At 48.8% G+C, this 20,537-nt stretch carries 17 protein-coding genes; 9 read left to right on the forward strand and 8 right to left on the reverse strand.

What is annotated here, in order from left to right:
- Positions 1 to 86: 86 nt before the first annotated feature.
- From AC5JLB_RS29980 to AC5JLB_RS30000, 5 genes are all read left to right on the forward strand, one after another.
- Positions 87 to 806: an energy-coupling factor ABC transporter permease gene (locus AC5JLB_RS29980; protein ID WP_495877472.1), complete on the forward strand. Its 720-nt coding sequence runs from the start codon at positions 87 to 89 to the stop codon at positions 804 to 806.
- A 53-nt stretch (positions 807 to 859) separates the two neighbouring features.
- Positions 860 to 1,207, forward strand: a complete 348-nt coding sequence (locus AC5JLB_RS29985; RefSeq protein WP_495877473.1) for a PDGLE domain-containing protein — start codon at positions 860 to 862, stop codon at positions 1,205 to 1,207.
- A gap of 241 nt (positions 1,208 to 1,448) precedes the next feature.
- Positions 1,449 to 2,219 carry a cobalt ECF transporter T component CbiQ gene (gene cbiQ, locus AC5JLB_RS29990; protein WP_495877474.1) on the forward strand — a complete coding sequence of 257 codons (771 nt, stop codon included), beginning with the start codon at positions 1,449 to 1,451 and terminating at the stop codon, positions 2,217 to 2,219.
- A 3-nt stretch (positions 2,220 to 2,222) separates the two neighbouring features.
- Complete coding sequence (locus AC5JLB_RS29995) at positions 2,223 to 2,987, forward strand: energy-coupling factor ABC transporter ATP-binding protein (protein ID WP_495877475.1); 765 nt, start codon at positions 2,223 to 2,225, stop codon at positions 2,985 to 2,987.
- Between the two features lie 157 nt (positions 2,988 to 3,144).
- Entirely contained in the window at positions 3,145 to 5,928 is a 2,784-nt protein-coding gene (locus tag AC5JLB_RS30000) for a M16 family metallopeptidase (RefSeq protein ID WP_495877476.1), read from the forward strand.
- Between the two features lie 1,154 nt (positions 5,929 to 7,082).
- On the opposite strand, the gene AC5JLB_RS30005 is transcribed toward AC5JLB_RS30000, so the two are convergent.
- Both AC5JLB_RS30005 and AC5JLB_RS30010 read right to left on the reverse strand, forming a co-directional pair.
- Complete coding sequence (locus tag AC5JLB_RS30005) at positions 7,083 to 7,526, reverse strand: PPC domain-containing protein (RefSeq protein ID WP_495877477.1); 444 nt, start codon at positions 7,524 to 7,526, stop codon at positions 7,083 to 7,085.
- Between the two features lie 25 nt (positions 7,527 to 7,551).
- The gene (locus AC5JLB_RS30010; protein ID WP_495877478.1) at positions 7,552 to 8,406 is read right to left on the reverse strand and encodes a DsbA family protein; all 855 of its coding nucleotides are present in this window, start codon (positions 8,404 to 8,406) and stop codon (positions 7,552 to 7,554) included.
- A 63-nt stretch (positions 8,407 to 8,469) separates the two neighbouring features.
- Here AC5JLB_RS30010 and gatA point away from each other — a divergent pair, with 63 nt between their 5' ends.
- The 3 genes from gatA to AC5JLB_RS30025 all read left to right on the forward strand — a co-directional run bounded on the left by gatA (position 8,470) and on the right by AC5JLB_RS30025 (position 12,406).
- Positions 8,470 to 9,918, forward strand: coding sequence for an Asp-tRNA(Asn)/Glu-tRNA(Gln) amidotransferase subunit GatA (gatA, locus tag AC5JLB_RS30015; protein ID WP_495877479.1), 1,449 nt, complete (start codon positions 8,470 to 8,472; stop codon positions 9,916 to 9,918).
- A gap of 139 nt (positions 9,919 to 10,057) precedes the next feature.
- On the forward strand, positions 10,058 to 11,218 hold the full coding sequence (locus AC5JLB_RS30020; RefSeq protein ID WP_495877480.1) for a low temperature requirement protein A: 1,161 nt from the start codon (positions 10,058 to 10,060) through the stop codon (positions 11,216 to 11,218).
- A gap of 12 nt (positions 11,219 to 11,230) precedes the next feature.
- Positions 11,231 to 12,406 carry an MFS transporter gene (locus AC5JLB_RS30025; protein ID WP_495877481.1) on the forward strand — a complete coding sequence of 392 codons (1,176 nt, stop codon included), beginning with the start codon at positions 11,231 to 11,233 and terminating at the stop codon, positions 12,404 to 12,406.
- 341 nt (positions 12,407 to 12,747) lie between these two features.
- On the opposite strand, the gene AC5JLB_RS30030 is transcribed toward AC5JLB_RS30025, so the two are convergent.
- The 6 genes from AC5JLB_RS30030 to AC5JLB_RS30055 all read right to left on the reverse strand — a co-directional run bounded on the left by AC5JLB_RS30030 (position 12,748) and on the right by AC5JLB_RS30055 (position 18,883).
- The gene (locus AC5JLB_RS30030) at positions 12,748 to 12,939 is read right to left on the reverse strand and encodes an NblA/ycf18 family protein (RefSeq protein ID WP_162423724.1); all 192 of its coding nucleotides are present in this window, start codon (positions 12,937 to 12,939) and stop codon (positions 12,748 to 12,750) included.
- Between the two features lie 568 nt (positions 12,940 to 13,507).
- The gene (locus AC5JLB_RS30035) at positions 13,508 to 14,239 is read right to left on the reverse strand and encodes a Stp1/IreP family PP2C-type Ser/Thr phosphatase (protein WP_495877482.1); all 732 of its coding nucleotides are present in this window, start codon (positions 14,237 to 14,239) and stop codon (positions 13,508 to 13,510) included.
- A gap of 106 nt (positions 14,240 to 14,345) precedes the next feature.
- Positions 14,346 to 16,235: an ABC1 kinase family protein gene (locus AC5JLB_RS30040; RefSeq protein WP_495877483.1), complete on the reverse strand. Its 1,890-nt coding sequence runs from the start codon at positions 16,233 to 16,235 to the stop codon at positions 14,346 to 14,348.
- A 79-nt stretch (positions 16,236 to 16,314) separates the two neighbouring features.
- On the reverse strand, positions 16,315 to 16,668 hold the full coding sequence (locus AC5JLB_RS30045; RefSeq protein WP_495877484.1) for a DUF6825 family protein: 354 nt from the start codon (positions 16,666 to 16,668) through the stop codon (positions 16,315 to 16,317).
- Positions 16,669 to 16,791: 123 nt separating this feature from the next.
- Positions 16,792 to 18,441 carry a serine/threonine protein kinase gene (locus AC5JLB_RS30050; protein ID WP_495877485.1) on the reverse strand — a complete coding sequence of 550 codons (1,650 nt, stop codon included), beginning with the start codon at positions 18,439 to 18,441 and terminating at the stop codon, positions 16,792 to 16,794.
- A 253-nt stretch (positions 18,442 to 18,694) separates the two neighbouring features.
- Positions 18,695 to 18,883, reverse strand: a complete 189-nt coding sequence (locus AC5JLB_RS30055) for a ChaB family protein (RefSeq protein WP_495877486.1) — start codon at positions 18,881 to 18,883, stop codon at positions 18,695 to 18,697.
- A gap of 102 nt (positions 18,884 to 18,985) precedes the next feature.
- Between AC5JLB_RS30055 and hemL the strand changes: the two genes are divergently transcribed.
- Complete coding sequence (gene hemL, locus AC5JLB_RS30060; RefSeq protein ID WP_495877487.1) at positions 18,986 to 20,284, forward strand: glutamate-1-semialdehyde 2,1-aminomutase; 1,299 nt, start codon at positions 18,986 to 18,988, stop codon at positions 20,282 to 20,284.
- The last annotated feature ends 253 nt before the right edge of the window (positions 20,285 to 20,537 follow it).

A 20,537-nucleotide genomic window follows, 5' to 3' on the forward strand; every position in this document is an offset into this window, starting at 1 on the left:
TTGAATTCAACTATCTAGGTAGCTTTACTGAGCTTTATGACAAACACACTTCATCTATGTAAAGCCGCAGCAAAGGAACTCACTCAATGGCCGTAACTGTTTCCGTATTCCAACCTCAGTTAGCTCTGCACATTCCCGATGGCTTTCTGAGTTTGCCAATCATTCTAGTGACCTGGATACTGGCGATCGCACTGATTGCAATCTGTCTTCAGCGTGTCCAAGCTACGTATCAAGAACGAGCCGTTCCCTTGATGGGTGTATGTGCTGCCTTTATTTTTGCAGCACAAATGATTAACTTCCCGATACCGGGGGGTACGTCGGGTCACTTGCTGGGCGGCACGCTGGCAGGGGTTTTATTGGGGCCGTGGGCAGGATCGCTAGTGATGGCAGTCGTGTTTATTGTGCAGAGCGTTTTGTTTCAAGATGGTGGCTTGACAGTGTTGGGAGCCAACATTGTAAATATGGGGCTGATTGGTACATTTGGCGGCTACTACCTCTACAGATCGATCCGGTATGCTTTGGGACGGGATTCGCTGCGGGGTGTTTTGATCGGGGCGGCGATCGCAGCGTGGACGAGTGTATTTGTCTCGTCAATTGTTTGTGCCTTTCAGCTTGCCCTCTCTGGAACCGTTCCGCTCAATGTCGCCATTTCTGCAATGGCGTTCTGGCATTTCATGATTGCGATTGGAGAAGCGGTGATTACAGTGGTAGCTGTGAGCTACATCTGGCGCACTCGTCCGGATCTGATGTATCATCCGCCTCGCCATGCCGTAGCAGATACCTCTCGTTCTTATTCATCGCGTTAGATTTGCAGCATTAAAACAGCCTTGTCCGTCGTTAAAAAAGGAAAGCTAAACTTATGAGTAATGCTTCTAGAACTAGAAATCGTGCGTTTCTGCTGAGTGGATTGGGAATTGCACTACTAATTGCAGTATTTCTGTCGCCGTTTGCGAGCCAAGATCCCGATGGTCTCGATCGCGTGTCGCAAGATCAAGGCTTTGGGCATAAAGCATCGGAAGAACCCATCGCCCACAAGCTGCCGTTCTACCAGGTATTCGATGAATATGCGCTACGGGGTGTACCAGAGCAGGTGTCAACTCCAATCGCGGGCTTAGTTGGAACTTTGGCAACCTTTGGTCTGGCTTGGGTAGCAGGAAAGGCATTGATTCGGAACAAGCCTGAAGAGAGTGATGTGCAAGATAGATAAGCTGATGGACGTTAAGGTTCTCTATCAGCTTTTTTAATGCGCTGCTAATCTCAGAGATGGTAATCACACATTAATCACACAGAGGAGTCTTGGCAAAGGCTTGTGCCTGCTGCTTTGTGTTTGCATGACAAGTGCGTAGATAACTCCAAAAAACTTGTGTGGGAACTCCAACAGATTGCTCCTACAAATTCCATTCTAAAACCTGCCTCCGATCCAGCTTTACTTACCGCTCATTCCTTAAATGCTTTTACATCTTGGAGCCGTCCTCCTCGCAACTGAAAGTCAGACGAACACGATTTGGACGCGGTTAACGGCGCGATCGCGGCTTTTATGCACGCTGCTCATTGTGTTCGCAACAGCCCTTACTCCGAACGGGCGATGGTGGACGTGGGCAATGTATGCGATCGCGATCGCACTGCTCATTCTGATCAGCCGAGTCCCGTTACTGCCTCTATTGAAACGGGTTGCCGTCGAACTGGTATTTGTGAGTGTTGTGCTAATCGGCACATTATTTCGTCAGGGCGGAGACGTATTGTTTCAATGGGGATGGATACAGATCACAACTGAGGGTCTTACGGTTTTGGGTAGCGTTACCCTAAAAGCCTTTTTATCGCTGTTAACCGTAAACGTTCTAATTCTCACCACATCGATTACAGCATTGCTTCATGCGTTGGCTGAACTGAGGACTCCGCCGTTGTTAGTCGCTATTTTTTCGTCTATGTACCGCTACATTAATGTTTTAGTAGATGAGTTCAATTCTATGCAAAGAGCGGCGCGATCGCGTAACCTCATGAGCGATCCGAGACGGCAACGTACTGTGATTGGAAATATGATCGGATCTTTATTTATCCGAACCTATGAGCGAGGCGATCGCGTTCATCAAGCGATGTTAGCGCGGGGTTATTCAGGGCTGCCTCCCGTTGCAAAAATGCCTCAACCCTCGCGCCTTGATATTGCCCTTCTCACGCTCACTATTGTTATTTTATTGATTGGTCAAGCTATTTATCTGTAATTCATGCATCATAATCCGATCACGATTTATAACCTCAGCTATCGCTACACAGATGGCACACAAGCTTTAAACTCGATTAGTTTATCCATTCGAGCAACTGAGCGAGTAGCATTGGTGGGCGCAAACGGCTCAGGAAAATCAACGCTATTGATGCATTTTAATGGTTTAATTTCGCCCCAAGTGGGAGAAGTGGTCGTCGGAGAGTTGACAGTTGAGCCTCAAAATTTGAAGCAGATTCGTAACTTTGTCGGGTTAGTGTTTCAAAATCCCGACGATCAAATTTTTATGCCAACAGTTTGGGAAGATGTGTCCTTCGGGTTGCTCAACCAAGGCGTTCGAGGTGAAGAATTAGAACATCGAGCCGCTCACGCCTTGCGATCGGTAGAGCTTGATCCAGAACTTTTTGGGTCTCGAAACGCCACGGGGCTATCTGGAGGTGAGAAAAAACGAGTGGCGATCGCAGGGGTTCTGGCGATGCAGCCACAGGTGCTTGTGTTAGATGAACCCTCTGCCCAACTCGATCCGCGATCGCGGAGGCGATTAATTGAGTTGTTAGATTCATTGCCTCTGACACAACTGATTGCCACTCATGATTTAGATCTGGCGTTGGAATTGTGCGATCGCACCATCGTTCTTAGCGAAGGAGAAATTGTTTACGATGGCAATACACATCGCGTTATGAGCGATCCAGAATTGCTGGAAAGACATGCTTTAGAATCGCCGCTTAGCTATAGCCGTCCCTATTGTCAGATCGAACATTCTCCTTAATTCGCGATCGCCACTCTTCGATATAACTTCAGATAAAGTTAAATTACAGAACGGCTGTTAAAGCTTTTGAGTAGGCGCTACAGTGGAATTTGCACTCTATGCGGGGGTCTTCAGATCGAAGATTCCAATCCTCTCTTGAAAGGTGTTTCATCGTCTTATGTCTTTTCTGACTTTTCTACGGCGATATCGTCTCTCTAGTTTACTATTTGCCCTCTGTTTCAGTGGAGTGCTACTAGCAGGAAACGTTTCCTTATTGCAAGCAGCCAATGCCGTTGAAGCTCCCATAACGGAATCAACCACAGCAACAGTCCGCAAAACCGTACTTCAAAATGGATTGACTGTTCTGACCAAAGAAGTGCCTACTGCACCAGTTGTCACGGTGCAAGCTTGGTATCGGGTTGGGTCGCGCAACGAAGCGCCGGGGGTGAATGGCATTGCCCACCAACTTGAACATCTTATGTTTAAGGGCACGAAAGATCGCCCGATTCAGTTTGGTCGGTTGTTTAATGCGCTAGGTAGCCAATCCAACGCGTTCACCAGCTATGACCAAACCGCCTATTTTGGCACGGTCGAGCGCGATAAACTGCGATCGCTCCTTGCTCTGGAAGCCGATCGAATGCAGGGTGCGCTGATGACCGCAGATGCGCTGAAAAGTGAAAATCGTGTCGTGATTTCTGAGTTGCAAGGCTATGAAAATAGTCCAAGTTATCGCCTCAGCCGCGCGGTGATGAAAGCCGCAATGCCAACGTCTCCCTACGGTCTGCCTGTTGGCGGCACGAAAGCTGATGTTGAGAAATTCACGATCGAGCAAGTCCGGTCTTACTACCAAAATTATTACAGCCCCAACAATGCAACCCTGCTGATCGTGGGTGACTTTCAAACTGAGCCGACCTTAAAAGCAGTTCAAGAACTGTTTGGCAAAGTGCCGAATCGTGGTAAAGCTGCCGAAGCGCCAACTCCTCAGAGCGCATTTAAGACGGACGGAGCAAGCTTAAACGCGACCCAGAAGTCTGCATCACCGATCGTGCTGCGTGAGCCAGGTAGTGCCCTTTTGATGCAAGCGGTTTACCCCTTACCAGATGCCAAGCACCCTGACGTACCTGCGCTGAACGTCCTCGATTCGATTTTGACGCAAGGACGCAGTTCTCGTTTCTATCAAACGTTAGTCGAAGGCGGACTTGCCAGCGACTATAGCGGGTATGCGGCCAACATGATCTCCGGCGGATGGTATCAACTCTCTGCTACCGCGACACCAGGGCAAGAGTTGGCTAAGCTCAGTCAGACGGTTGAAGCGGTGTTCGCCGATATTCGTAGCAAGGGAGTCACACCAGAAGAATTGAAACGTGCGAAAACTCAGTTGCGATCGTACATTCTGCTGCGCAACCGGGATGTCACTAACCAAGCCTTTCAGCTTGGCGATGATCAGACAACTACAGGAGATTACCGTCGTACCGATCGCCTCTTAGCGGCGATCGACCAGATTACGGTTACCGATATCGAGCGCGTCGCAAAAACCTATTTTGCGCCTCAGAAGCTAACCTTAGGCTACTTTGAGCCGAGTACGCTCGACCAAAAAGCAGGCGGCGCGGTGAATTCTGGACAAACGACGGAGCAGTTTAACGCGGGTCCGCCCGTTGATCCCTCTCAAGTTGCAAAGTATCTCCCTGCGACGACCCAACAGGCTAACCAACCTGCTCAAGCTTTGCCTGAGAAAGTTGTGCTTCCGAACGGCTTGCGGGTGCTGCTGCTCAAAGATTCGAGTACCCCGACCGTATCGTTGAGTGCCCATGTATTTGCAGGGCAAGAGTTTGATACAACCACTAAAGCGGGTCTTGCTAAACTCACTGCTGAAAACTTAACGAACGGCACGACAACTAAAGATGCGCTAACACTAGCGAAAACGCTAGAGGATCGCGGTATCAACTTTAGCGTCAGCGCTAACCGTGAAAGCGTGTTTATGAATGGAAGTGCATTAGTTGAACATCTGCCGACTTTGATTCAGACAATGGCAGATGTATCGCAAAATGCATCGTTTCCAGACAAAGAACTGGAACTGAGCCGTCAACGGACACTGACCGCCTTAAAAGTGCAGTTGGACAACCCACAATACGTGGCGAGACAAGTTTTCCAGCAAACGGTTTATCCTGAAAATCATCCCTTCCACAGCTTCCCAACAGAGGCAAGTTTGAAGGCGATTGCACGTCAGGATGTAGTGAAATTTTACAAGTCGCACTATCGTCCTGATAGGACCATTATTTCCTTCGTTGGCGATTTTGACCCAACGCAGGTAAAGACGCTATTGCAACAAGAACTAGGAGGCTGGAAAGTAGAAGGTAAAGCCCCTACTCTGGTATTCCCAAGCGTTACTCAACCCACGCAAGTCGTGCGGCGCTATCAGGGCATTCCGGGTAAAACTCAGTCAGTGACGTTGATCGGAAATGTGGGGATCAATCGTCAAGATCCACGGTTCTATAATGCCTCTGTGATGAACCAAATTTTGGGAGGCGACACGCTATCAAGCCGATTGGGAGGAGAAGTGCGCGATCGCCAAGGTTTGACCTACGGCATCTACAGCTACTTCCAAGCGGGGAATCGGCAAGGCCCATTCTTGGTGTCGATGCAAACCGCGCCGGAAGATGCCGATAAAGCGATCGCAAGTACGCTGAAGTTGTTAGACGAATTCCGCAACCAGGGCATTAACACCGCAGAATTAACGACTGCTCAGCGATCGCTCACTAGTGGCTATCCGGTTGACCTAGCAAATCCAGATAGTTTGGCAAGCGCAATTCTGCTCAATGAAGTCTACGGTTTGAATGTGTCAGAGTTGCGCCGGTATCCGAAACAAATTGAAGGGGTGACTCAAGCGCAAGTCAATCAAGCGGCTCAAGACCTGCTGAATCCCGATAAAATCGTAGTTGTTACCGCTGGACCGCCAAAATAATGCGTCATTTAGGTCATTGAGGCATTTAGGCAAGATAAGGTGCGATTATTGGCAAAGCACAACTCCGGAACAACCGCTTAGAGCTTTTCAATAATCGCACCTATCTTTTCAGGTAGTTGCTTTTGGAGGATTTCAAGTCATTTTCAGACCGAAGGAATACAAACAAGACACGAACCTCATTTGAACATTACTATTCAATTGCTTAAACACACAACCGATTTGAGTTTGATATATTGACCCATATTTGTTCCTGCTCAACTTGATCTATAAACCGATCGACTTGCAACAATCATGAAGGTGCTAATCCAGAGCGTGAGAATAAATTGTGCAACCTAAGTTCCAATGTCACCTTGCACCTAGAACAACATCACTTCACCGCTAAGAAGAATCCGCATAGCAAAGGTTTCAATATAATGAGGAAGTCTTTGTTGCCACGAACCATACATGTCTTTGACACCAAACTTTAATGCTAGTGAATAAATTTTAATGGTTCTTACGAACATGCCAACGATGACATAACCAAACTTGTGAACGGTGTGAACTGGAACACGCTAGTAGTGAGAAAATTCCATCATGGCAGTAAACACATTTTTCTTACTATCAACTTCACGCTAACTGAAGGGATGATGCATAAGGTGTGATCATTTACGACAAATGCCATTGATACATAGCTGATATCGAAAACGTTAGTGAACAATTTATTCAAACCAATCTGGGGTCGATGAATGAGATAATGCCCTGCTCCTGAAAGCGAAATCCTGATGAGCGCCATGAGTGGAACAAACAGATACAGAGGCATATACTGAGCATGAGTTAATTGCAACACTTGAACAGCCGCATAGGAAATCAGTAATAGAATCGTGGCGGCATCAAATATAGAATTCATTTGAGCCACTTTCTTCATTTGAGAAAAAGGAGCTTATGCAAAATGAGGGATAACTGAATTAGAACTTATGTGTGAATTGCGATCGCGCGTCTAACATAACGCTGTCGCTCGCCTCCTCCAAGGCAAGCATCGAGCCGCAGACCCCAGAAAAAACCATTAAAAAAGACATCAGAGGCACGTTCCAAAGCAAACTGGAAACGCTCTAATGTCTGAATCTAGTTAAAAATAATGAATTCGTGAGGTACACGAACCGACGAGAAACGTCCCTTTAATTGACTGGTTTTAGCTTCGTAAGTTTCAGTTTAAAAGGCCCGCCTGTCGTTTCCCCGAACGCTTTGACCCGAATGATGTAATCTCCAGTTTTTGCGATGCGGGTAAACAGCAGCGAATTGGTTGTGCCATCTAAACCATCATCATTTTCAGCCACCGTCGAGCCTTGCTTGGTCATCAGCGTCACGATCGTATCAAAGGTGTTGGAGACGAGATCCACCGAAATTTGATCGCCTGTTTGCAGTTGAATCGCGTAATCCCGCGCAAAGTTTCCTTGACCTGTAGGAATATCGGATTCTGACAAGCGATCGCTGATCTCTTGCCCCGATGTCAGAGGAATGGGCGCATAAATTCGGCTTTGAGCAGGTTTTGACGGTTGAGCCTGGGCAGGCAACAGAACTAAAGCGGGTAGAACAGACAGTAAAGCAGTCAGTCGTTTCATGATCATCGTCTTCGCTCGGTGAGTCTTATTGGGTTGAAACAAGGGTAGCTTCGAGATCGGATAGCTCGACTGCCCCAGAGAACGTTCGCCCATTCATAACAAAGAACGGTGTGCCTTCGATCCCCAGTTTTTCGGCCAGATCAACATCGGTCGCGATCGCGGCAGCCGCGGTTTGACTTGTGCGATCGCGATTAAATCGATCGACATCCAAGCCTAACCCCTTAGCCGTCTCCAGGTAGAATGCTTCACCCATTCTCTTCTGACCCTCAAACAGCGCATCGTGAAACTCCCAAAACTTTCCTTGCTCTCCGGCTGCCCAGGCTGCTTTAGCGGCAGGCAACGCCTGATCATGAATACCCGTCAGGGGGAAGTTTTTGTAGGTTAACGTTACTTCACTGCTGTGTTTCTCCACAAATTCTCTTAGCGTTTTGGAAGCGGAGGCACAGTAGGGACACTGAAAATCGGAAAACTCAACCAAAACGGCTTTCCCTTGCTTTGCTCCTTTGGTTGGAGATTTTCCAATTACCGCTTTTGGATTTCGTTGTAAATTTTGTATAAAAGACTGTTGTATTTTACGTTGTTCATCCTGTTGCTGCTTTTGATAGGCTTGCACAGATTCTATGATGACTTCCGGATGCGCCCGAATAATTTGCAGCACTTGTTCCTCTTGAGGAGTGGTCACGTTAGCGGCTCTGACCAAACCCGGCCAACTCAACAATGCCAAACTAATCAACACTAGTCCTGCCCATGCTAGTGCGGTCCATTGTTTGATTCTCTTCATCGTCTCAACCTTGGTCGCGCGTGGTGCATTTGAAATATAGCTCAAATCAGGAAAGGGAGTGTGCTGGAACAAGTTGAGCCGCGAGAAAAATAACTCCATACCCTATACTCCAACCCGTATACTGTTACTTTGAGAACGCGCTAAACAGAAAGAGGGCAGTGTATGGCATCCATTCGCGAGTTGCATCAACAACTTCTTCGCAAAGAACGATCGGCTGTGGAAATCGCTCAAGAGTCACTGAATCAGATTGACGCCTTGGAGCCAAAGTTGCACAGTTTTTTGCACATCACTCGCGATCGCGCCTTAGAGCAAGCCAACCAAGTAGACGCTAAACTCGCTGCCGGAGAAGAAATTGGGCTGTTGGCCGGGATTCCGATTGGCATCAAAGACAACCTCTGCACGCAAGGCATCCCAACAACGTGCGCCTCTAAAATTTTGCAAAACTTCGTCCCACCCTATGAATCTACAGTGACGCAGAAGCTCCGAGATGCAGGGGCAGTGATGGTGGGCAAAACCAATCTTGATGAGTTTGCGATGGGCGGTTCGACAGAAACCTCTGCCTTTGAAAAAACGGCCAATCCGTGGGATACGGCACGGGTTCCAGGCGGTTCATCCGGCGGATCGGCCGCGGCGGTGGCAGGCGGAGAATGCGTCGTGTCGCTCGGCTCGGATACAGGCGGCTCGATTCGTCAGCCTGCGTCGTTTTGCGGCATTGTGGGCATGAAGCCGACCTATGGCTTGGTGTCGCGCTATGGCCTAGTAGCGTTTGCGTCATCGCTTGATCAGATCGGTCCGTTTGGACGATCGGTCGAAGATTCAGCAATTTTGTTAAGTGCGATCGCAGGCTACGATCCCAAGGATTCCACCAGCTTAAAAGTCGAAATCCCGGACTATACCCAGTTTCTCATCCCCGACCTGAAAGGAAAGAAAGTCGGCATTATTACAGAAACCTTTGGCGAAGGGCTTGATCCGGACGTGGAGAAAGCGGTGAGAGCTGCGATCGAGCAGTTAAAGGCGCTTGGTGCAGAAGTTCGAGAAATCTCCTGTCCTCGTTTCCGCTACGGAATTGCTGCCTACTACATCATCGCGCCGTCTGAAGCCTCGGCAAATCTGGCGCGATATGACGGGGTGAGGTACGGCAAGCGCATCGAAAATGCTGAAGACTTGATGGACATGTATACTCGCACCCGTGCAGAAGGTTTTGGCGCAGAAGTCAAGCGCCGCATCATGATTGGAACTTATGCGCTTTCAGCCGGATATTACGATGCGTACTATATTAAAGCTCAGAAAGTCCGAACGTTGATCAAGCAGGATTTTGAGAACGCCTTTGAAAGTGTAGATGTGTTAGTGTCTCCAACTGCGCCCACGACTGCCTTTAAAATTGGGGATAAATCTGCCGATCCGCTCAGCATGTATCTCATCGATTTGATGACGATTCCGGTGAATCTAGCAGGTCTACCCGGAATGAGTGTTCCCTGTGGATTCGACTCGCAGGGACTGCCGATCGGCTTACAAATTGTTGGCAATGTGTTGCGCGAAGACCAAGTGCTTCAGGTTGCCTATGCCTATGAGCAGGCAACGGAATGGCACAAGCGGGTTCCACAGCTTTAGCTCGATCAGCGCAGAGCGCTGCTCCAGCATCTAACTCCAAGGAACCGCATCTAATGATCTGATTAGATTGATTAGATCGATCTAATGAACAGAGAGACGGCAGAACGATAACAGCAGTTAATCCCCAAGGGACTGTCCTATGTCTAAAAATTTGTGGGAGCCTCCTCGGTTACGAGTCGGTCAAGACCTTGAAGAAGAACGTCGTGCCACCTGGCTGGAATTATTTTTTGATCTAATCTTTGTGGTGGCGATCGCAGAACTGGGTCACACCCTTAGTGAAGATGTTTCGGTCAACGGCTTCATTGGCTTCGTGGTTCTGTTTGCACCTGTCTGGTGGTGTTGGGTGGGTGCAACGTTCTACGCCACTCGGTTTGATACCGATGATCTGGGTCAACGCCTGCTGACGTTTACCCAAATGGCGATCGTGGCGTCGTTAGCGGTCAATGTGCATTACGGATTAAGCAAAACTGCGATCGCATTTGCGCTGTCATATGCCGCATTTCGAAGCGTTTTGATTATTCAATACCTGAATGCAGGTCATCACATCCCCATAGCTCGACCGTTGAGCCGTTGGTATGCGGCTGGATTTGGGTTAGGAATGCTTTGCTGGCTCCTGTCGATCGCTGTCCCTGCCCCGTGGCGATTTTTGCTATGGCTCCTCGGATTAGTCATTGACTTTATGACGCCCTTGACGGCAGGACGGTTAATCCAACAAGTTCCGCCCAGCTTATCGCACATTCCAGAACGGATGGGGCTGTTTGTGATTATTGTATTGGGTGAATCGGTCTTATCCGTGGTGCAGGGCATCTCTGGGCAAGTGTGGACTGCTCCTACCGTCGCCATTTCACTTTTAGGGTTGAGTACGGCATTTAGCGCTTGGTGGCTCTATTTTGATAGTGTTGATGGCTCTCCTCTTCGAGCAATGGGAGCCGGTCGCCCACTGCAAGGTTTAGTTTGGCTATACGGACACTTGCCATTTGTGGTTGGACTTGGCGCTACCGGCATTGGGGTCGGACATGCGATTAAATATGCGACTACAGCAATCCCAGAGAACGATCGCTGGCTTTTAGCAGTGGGCGCAGTGTTGAGTTTAGGAGCGTTAGCCCTGATTCATTACCTCACTTGTGCCTCCGGTATGAGAAAGATCAGATTAGCAAAGTACCGATTGGGATCAGCGTTAGCAGTGTTAGGGGTGGCGATCGTAGGACAAAACCTTTCTCCAGTTGTGTTTGTCGGACTGATCGCCCTCGCTTATTTAGTCCAAGTTGCTTTAGGATTACGAGAAAGTCGCTCCCTTTAGGAGGAAACTCTCTTGCTCAAGCTTGTCACGCTTCTTTTACTCAGCAGCATGACGGTCATGGCGGGTGCAACCATTTCTCCTGCCTTGCCTAAAATTCAAGATTTCTTTCGCACCGAATCAGACGCTGAGTTTTGGGTCAAGCTGCTTCTGACCATGCCCGCATTATTTACGGCAATTAGCGCACCGTTTGCTGGCGCAATCATCGATCGCTTTGGTCGAAAGCCTCTGTTGATTGGCGCAGTCATCCTTTACGGCTTAGCAGGTGGTTCTGGATTAGTTCTTAGTTCTCTCAAGGGTCTACTGATTGGACGGGCACTGCTTGGTTTATCGGTCGGCGCAATCATGACTACGGCAACAGCACTGGTCGCTGACTATTACCAAGGGGTAAAACGCAATCATGTAATGGGGACTCAGGCAGCTTTTATGGGATACGGAGGAGTCGCCTTTCTAACCTTAGGCGGGTTTTTGGCAGATGCAAGTTGGCGATTGCCGTTCCTCATCTATTTGGTGGCGTTTGCGATCGTTCCTCTTGCTATCTTTACCCTGACTGAGCCTAGAACATCTCAAATTGCAGCTTCTAGCAATGGTAATGAACCCGTCGATCAGTTACCCATTGCAACGGTAGCGGTAATTTTTCTGTTGACATTCATTACGATGGTCGCTTTTTATATGATCCCAGTGCAGCTGCCGTTCTATCTCCAAAGCCTGGGTCAGGGCGGCGGTAAGGAAAGCGGACTTGCGATCGCGGCGTGTACCTTAGCCAGTGCAACGATGTCTACCCGCTACAGAAGCGTCAAAAGCACGCTTAGCTTTCAAGGAATCTTGGTCTGCGTCTACTTATTGATGGGAATTGGCTACATTGCCATTTCTCTGTCCGGGAGCTACGTATTCGTCGTCTTAAGTCTATTGATCGCCGGACTTGGACTAGGGCTACTGATGCCAAATATGAATGTTTGGATTAATGCGATCGCTCCTATTCAAATTCGAGGACGGTTACTAGGCGGCGTAACCTCTGCCATGTTCTTGGGACAGTTTTTCTCACCTATTGTGGTGCAACCGATTGCCAGTCGCTTTGGTTTAGGGCTTGCTTACGGAGTTATTGGTCGCCTACTGCTAGGCTTAGCTGCTTTAATCGTTGTTGCCTCATTCTTTAATCGTACAAGCCTAAAGGCAAGAAGCCAGGAATAAAAGATTTATCAGTCTAGTCGCAAGGCTAATATGACAATTTAGTTTTTTAGTTCTGGATACTCTATCTCAGAAGTATGCGTCAGAACCCGTAAAAGCGTTGTGCAGCACTTGCTAAAGCATCAGAAGAATCTATTGGATGAAACTCATAAACTGGCTCTTTCTGCTGAATTAAACTGAATCGAACGGAGAACAGCAAGCTTGCATCGTCAATGGCACTACGCCTAGTTGTATTAAATCCTTTTGTATTGGATCGTTGTGCTGAACGCCCCACACCCCAGCTTCTTTCTCACTCGCAAGAACAAAGCAAGAGATCGAGGTCGCCCATGCAGATGGGACTGACCTTACGGCATCTCGGGTTCTAAGCCCCACTGATGCTTCAGGAAGTGACGATACATTGTTTCGCGCATCAGCATTTGCTCGTACATTTTGACCAAGAAATCTTGGGCTTGTTCACGGCTCATCTTTTGCACTTGGGTCTCGAAAGAGCGGATGTTGAATTGTTGTTCTAAGCTTAGCTCTACAGGTTGACTCATAACAAACTCCAATGTAAGAGAGTAGACGACAATGTAAGAGAGTAGACAGATTACGGAACCAACGGCTGATATCGTCAACAGTGGATCCTGGCAAACGAGGTTGATTCCTTAAAAATACCCAATGTGGGAAGGCATTTATCGCTTGTTGTTAACAAAGATAACAAGCATTTGACAAAATGGCCATACCCCCCTTGGAGTGATTTAAAGATGTAATCCATTATTCAGAGTTTGCACTTAGATAGACCCCCTCTTCTGTCTAGAGGAGAGAAGAGGAGTATGATTGATATTCCTTGTGAGTGAGGAAAAGCTGAAACTGCCAGTTTCGCTGGGTTACAAAAGAGTTAAAGAGTCAAGAATAATACAAAAGTACATCCTGTTTTTACCCGCAGAGCGAACTATTGCATCTGTCTTGATGCCTCGGACTATCTGAGAATTTTTGAGTAGAGGTAGCAGAAAAAAGAGGCGCTATTCGTTATGTCGGCTCTACTGTTTTCCTATTCAGTGCCAGCGTGCTTTGCTCAGCGCAACGCTTCTACCGGCTAAGTAGACGTTTCGATTCGCTTCATCTTTACTTTCCAGCGTCGGTCGAAATAATAATAACGGTGATGTTATCGCGTCCGCCTCGGTCTTTAGCCGCGTTAATTAAAGCCAATGCTGCTTTCTCACAGACCTGAATCGACTCTAATTGGGTGGCGATGATTTGATCAGACAGTTCCTCTGTCAGTCCGTCTGTACATAGCAAGATGCGATCGCAGGGCTGCACCTCAATTGGCTGAATGGCGACGGGCTGGAGGTCTTCTCGCCCCAAACATTGGGCCAACACATGCCGCCACGGATGCGATCGCGCTTGCTCAGGGGTGAGTTCCCCTAGTTGCACCGCCCGTGCCACCCAAGTATGGTCTTCTGTCAGTTGCTGTAATATCGCGTCTCGCAGCCGATATAGCCGAGAATCTCCAACGTGAGCGCAGAGCGGTTGCTCATCTCGAAACATCAGAACAACCAGCGTCGTACCCATATCAGCGCGCTCTGGATGCTGAGTTTGATCGTTTAGAATGGCTTGATTTGCCTCTAAAATCGCTTTCTCCAGAAGTTGCTCAGACGGAATCGCAGAATTCCAATGCTGGGTGAGAAACGTTTGAATGATGTCTGTGGCAATACGGCTGGCTTCTTGCCCGCCTGCATGTCCGCCCATACCATCTGCTACCACAAAAAAGCGCCCATCAGAATCAACAACGTAGGAATCTTGATTGGCAGAGCGGACTAACCCGGTATCAGTCATCCCGGTAAAAAGGCGTTTCATGATTCGATCAGCGAGAAACTTGGGTGAAAAAGGTTGAGCTTCCTAAATACTATTCAACTCGATTCGTACCCAAGTGGGCGAAAACTTCACTTGAGCCATACGCTAACTAGGGCATTCGATCGTAACGATCTAGCTTCAGCATCAGTCGAATCAGCGCTATCCCGCTAATCAAAGCAGCAACGCCAGGAATCGCCGCGGCCCAAGCAAACTGGCTCACGAGCAAGATGGTCGCTGATATCGTAAAAGCACAAGTCAACAGCGTATAATTTGTGCCCATGTTGACCCCACTGATGCGGCGCAACACCCGATCAGTTTCCGTCGATCGCACCCGAACCCGGATATCTCCCCGCTCTAACTTATCGAGCGTGTCTTCGATCCGACGCGGTAGTCCAAATGCCGTGTTGCCAACCTGCACGGCTTGCCGACCTAACTCGTTGATGATGCTACTTCCGGCTTCTGAAGAATTTCCATTGGTCATAAGCTGCATTGCAAATGGTCTTGCAACCTCCATAAAGTTAAATTTTGGATCTAGCCCTTTGCCTACCCCTTCGAGCGTAGAGAAGGCTCTCATAACGAAGGTAAACGTTGCTGGAAACCGGAACGGCTGACCGTAGGCGACTTCATACAAATCATCGCTAATGGCTGAAATGGACTGGTCTTCAAAAGGCTTGTCCATGAAATTGTCCAGCATAAACTGGACAGAACGACGCACCGGACCCATATCCTCGGCAGGAGCTAGCGCGCCAAGATCGATTAGCGATCGCACCACGCGGTCAGCATCTTTCTGAGCGATGCCAAAGAAGGTATCCAACAGACGCTCGCGAGTGACGGGCTGAACCTGCCCCATCATGCCAAAGTCATAGAAAATTAAACTACCATCAGGGCTGACGGCAATGTTGCCGGGATGGGGATCCGCGTGAAAGAACCCATTATCCAATAGCTGATGAAGATAGGCTTCTGCGCCCAAGTTTGCAAGGCGAGTGCGATCAAGTCCCGCCGCTTCTAAGGCTTCATAGTGACTGATTTTGATCCCCGGCATGTATTCCAACGTCAAGACTCGCGGGGAAGTATAGCGCCAGTATACTCTCGGCACATCAACCCAGTCATACCCCCGAAAATTGCGTCGGAAGGTATCAGCATTCCGACCTTCGTTTAAGTAATCAATCTCCTGCCAAAGAATTTTGCAGCATTCTTCGTAAATCCCCGTCCAGTCGCGACCTTTACCCCATTCTCGATGGCTCTGAAAATAGCGAGTAATGCCTTTGAGAATCTGGAGGTCAATCTCGAATAATTTTCGGAGTCCGGGGCGTTGAACCTTGACAACGACTTCTTCACCAGAATGTAACTGCGATCGATGAACCTGTCCTAGACTAGCTGCCGCTAAAGGAATCGGATCGAAGCTGCGAAATAGCTCTTCAACAGATTTTCCTAAATCTTGCTCAATGATTGCCGCCGCCTGCTCGTAGCTGAAGGCAGGCACACGGTCTTGTAGTTTAGACAATTCTTCGACAAACTCAATGGAAAATAAGTCAGCGCGAGTTGAGAAGAGTTGTCCAAGCTTAATGAACGTTGGTCCAAGATCGAGCAACGTTTCTCGAACCCAGCTAGCCAGGGTTCTTCGCCGCTCGGCTTTTTTAGCGTCGGTTATGCCTCCCCGATAGCTCCAGGACTTGTTGTAGCGCCATCGCGCCATCATCAGTTTCAGAACAAATGACCAGATATCGAAATAGCGACGCTGTTTGGAGTAGCTTTCTCGACTCCAACGATAGGCTTTCGCACGATGAGATCGTCCTCTGGCTTTGCGCTTAGAGGGCAATTCACTGGGATAATCTGACACTTGCTCTTGCGGTCCAGTCAACAGATCTTGCTCCACTCCGAGCGGCGTTATGCTCAAATGCTTGCCGTTGCTTTCGCCATGTCCAAGCTGTGAGTTAGGACTCACAGGCAGATCTGCTGAGTGCTGAGAGGGGCTGGAGTCATTAGAAGAAACAGACACTCGACTTTCCAACTAAACTTTTGTTTGATTATCAACGCTATGTAGAGGAGTTGCCCAGATCCTTGCGGTAGAACCCACATTAAGACTGTTCTGAACGACTGCGGTAAAGCTTTAGCTGCGATCGCAGTTCGGCAATCTCAGCTCTCAAGTCGTCAATTGTGGCCTGTAGGTCACTCGATGGGGTTCCGGCAAAGTCGACGACGGTTGTGCCTGGAGTAGCAGTTGCAGCTCGAGATTGCATCGCGATTTCTTCTTCGCGGGCAGCTCGCTCCATCACATCATCGACAAAATTTCGCAAATTTTCTCGCTGCTCGGCGTCAAACTTGCCCAATTCACTGAGCGCTTCCGTAACGCCAGCCTCAACCTGCTCATATACGACCTCTGCGATCGCACGACCCACAAAAAAGGCACGAAGTAAAGAACTATTATTCATAAAAATTATTCCAGCGCTGCCCAAATTATAGCTTGTTCCCGCTTATGAAAGGGATGAAGGTAAAGTAAGCAAAACCATTCTTTCATGCCTCATGCCCAATTTAATAGCCCCCTAAAGGCTTCCTCAGTTTCCAGTTACGCTCCTCGTGAAGGGTTCTGGTGCACTCTCGCGCTGCTCCAAACTAGAAGGATTGGTGGCAGGTGCAGGAGCTGCCGCAGGCACTCCGGGATCTGTTGGCAATGCAGACGGTTCCCCAGGAGAAACGGCTTTAGGAATAGGCTTTGGAGCGGGTTCAACTGGACGGTAGAGGGGTGTTTCTTCAGGGACGGGAGCGCTGTCAAGCGGGTCAAGTTCGGTCTGCGGAGATGTTGAAGGCAACGATCGCTCTAGTTCTGGTGCGCCTTGAATAGGAGCCGGTCGGCTTGCTGGAACGTCTACTGAACCTTGCTCAGTTGAATTTGCTGGCATTGTCCAATCTGTGGTGGTAGGCGGCTTACTGTCATAGCTCCCCGGCATCTTCTCTAGAGGAATATCACCTTGGTCGCCGCTTGGAGAAAGGGTGCCTTTCCAGGAGCGATCGCTAAAGGTTTGCGCGGGATGAAAGATGCTGGCTCCAGGCGCTTTAGCAGCACTAATTCGCAGAGCTAAACCAAAGCCCAAACCTAAAGCGGTGGCAGCAGCTCCTGTAATCACCAAGAATTTTGGAAAGTGAGGACTCATCCCAGAATAAGCCGCAATAGGTTTTTGAGTAAGAGGTCTGGCAACAGGTTGGAGAGTCGGTTTGGGTGAAGCGTTGAGCGTTGCCGCTGATTGGGTAATTTTTAGTGGAGGCGGCGGGGGAGGAGTTTGAGGTGCTTTTGCGACACTGAGTGCATTCTGTTTTACAACGTCACGTTCTACAACTTTAGGAGACACTTCTTGTGGTGTTGTAAAGGGTAGGGTGATGGGCTGTGAGACAGGACGAGGGGATGATGTGGCTGCAGATGCAGCAGGGGAAGGCACACCCAGCAACGGCAGCGTCGTATTGGGTAGAAGACGCAGCCACTCCTCCACAGATTGCGATCGCAAGGCTGGATTCATCCCTTGCAAAATTGCTTCTTTAGTCGTGTCACTCCACGAATGCTGATCAAGCGACATCTGCGCGGTCGGAGCCTGACCCGATAATAAGTAATACAAAGTAGCCGCGAGACCATAGCGATCGATCGCAGTCTGACTCTCAGCGTCCCAGTTTAGAGTAAATGGATTGATTTGAGTGGGGGGTAGGCTGGGACTGGCTAGATCATGAGCAAATCCAAAGCCGACCAGAATAGCAAGGTTTGTCCCCTGACGCCGAATCAGCGATCGCGGTTGAATATTTCGGTGAATCAGTCCATTCCCATGCGCAACACTCACTGCTGAGCCAGCTTGCCGAATGTAATGAATTGCTTCGGCTTCTGCAAGCGCTCCATCCACAGAAACCAACGTTGCTAACGCTTGACCTGACACAAATTCCATCACCAGACAAGGAAGCTGGTCTTCTTCAAAGAAGTCTAAAACTCGAACGATGCTGGGATGCTGAGTTCTCGCCAACAGCCGGACTTCTTCAATAAATCTGGCTCTAAGCTGAGGAAAACTGCGAGTCACCTGCAAACTGGGATCTAGCGTCTTGATGACGACTCCCTGATTGAGCAGGGTCTGGGTCGCTAGGTAAGTTGCTCCAACACCTTCATCACCTAGCGCTTGGCTAAGCAGGTATTTCCCATTCTGAAGGGTTGCACCCGTTTGTAGTTTCATCTGACACTCCCCAGCAAGATCCCAATCATGCTACCTCTTTCAGAGCAAATTCCCAACTCTCAGGACTGATTCAAATCAGGACAAATTGCCAAGACAAATCCCAAATCCCATGCAATAAGGCGCTCTATCAAAGAGCGCCCATAACCAAAATTGCTTCAGATTGAGTTAGTTCGGATAGTTGAAAAATTAAAGGGAAAAAACAAAAAAGTTTAGCAACTGCGATCGCTAGGCTGGCTTGTCTTAGCTTAATGCTTTATGAAATGGCACTATTGAGACTCACTGTTTGACTTCGGACTGCACTCCAAGCCACATGGTGGGCTTTTGCCTCTTCCCCGTACCACTGAAGCGCAGAGTTAAACGCTACCCTATAGAAGTGTTGTGCAGTCTCAGAAAGTTGATCGCGAATACTTTCGGGCAATTCGTAATTACTTTGGTACGACATTCTAGCCGCCTCCAGTAAGTGAGATAATTTTCCAGTATTGCGGCTTAGGTCAGGAAATGCGCCTGTCCTACGGAATATCTTCAGAATTTAAAGGAGAGAACTTTGATTACGGGTACTTTGAGAACATCCAAATCAGAAGAAATTTTTGCAGCAGCTCAACAGTTAATGCCAGGGGGAGTCAGTTCCCCGGTGCGGGCATTTAAATCAGTCGGCGGACAGCCCATTGTCTTCGATCGCGTCAAAGGCGCATACGCTTGGGATGTAGACGGCAATCAGTACATCGACTACGTAGGCACTTGGGGTCCAGCGATCTGTGGGCACACTCATCCCGACGTGATTCGAGCCATTCAGGAGGCAGCGGAGAAAGGCACTAGTTTTGGTGCACCCTGCGCCTTAGAAAATGTGCTGGCTGAAATGGTGATTGATGCCGTTCCCAGCGTCGAGATGGTGCGCTTTGTCAATTCTGGAACTGAAGCGTGTATGGCAGTTCTACGCTTGATGCGCGCCTTTACCGGGCGGGAAAAAATGATCAAGTTTGAGGGCTGCTACCACGGACACGCAGACATGTTTTTGGTGAAAGCGGGTTCGGGTGTGGCAACGTTGGGGTTACCCGATTCTCCAGGCGTTCCCAAATCCACAACAGCAAACACGCTGACCGCTCCGTATAACGATTTGGATGCGGTGCGCCAGTTGTTTGAAGAGAATCCGGGGGAAATTGCAGGTCTGATTTTAGAACCTGTGGTGGGAAACGCTGGGTTTATTGTACCGGAAGCTGGATTTTTGGCAGGATTGCGGGAACTAACGCAAGAACACGGCGCGCTGCTGGTGTTTGACGAAGTGATGACGGGCTTCCGAATTTCTTACGGCGGGGCACAGGAGAAATTTGGGATTACGCCTGATCTTACGACGCTTGGCAAGGTGATCGGCGGCGGCTTGCCTGTTGGAGCGTATGGTGGACGCAAAGACATTATGGCAATGGTCGCTCCCGCAGGTCCAATGTACCAAGCAGGGACGCTATCAGGAAATCCGCTCGCTATGACTGCCGGAATTAAAACTCTAGAATTACTGCGCCGTCCTGGAAGCTATGAACACCTCGATCGCGTTACGTCCCGTCTGATTGCAGGATTGCTGGATGTGGCGAAAGAAACAGGGCATGCAGCGAGCGGCGGCTCAATTAGCGGCATGTTTGGGCTGTTTTTTGCCGAAGGTCCGGTGCATAACTACGAGGATGCGAAGAAGTCAGATCTCTCAAAGTTCAGCAAGTTTCATCGTGGCATGTTGGAGCAAGGCGTCTATCTTGCGCCGTCGCAGTTTGAGGCGGGCTTTACATCATTGGCTCATACCGATGAAGAGGTCGATCGCACGATCGAAGCGGCAAAAGCTGTGATGTCGAATCTCTGACTTTAAAATCTCTGAAGTAGAGAAAGGAGGGCAGGTTGACCTGCCCTCCTTTCTCTACTTAAAAATACAGGTGAAGAGTACTCTAATGAGTAATATCGAGAACATAAGAATTAGCTTATGATTAATCTGCAAAGGGGGACTGGCAACTCCCTTAAGATCTTCATTTACAGCGTTACAGCAACGAACTTAGAATAACTTGTGAAATGACACCCAAAAATCGGACAGGGAGCTAAGAGTAGTATCCTTGTTCAGT

This window comes from Myxacorys chilensis (genome assembly GCF_059505265.1).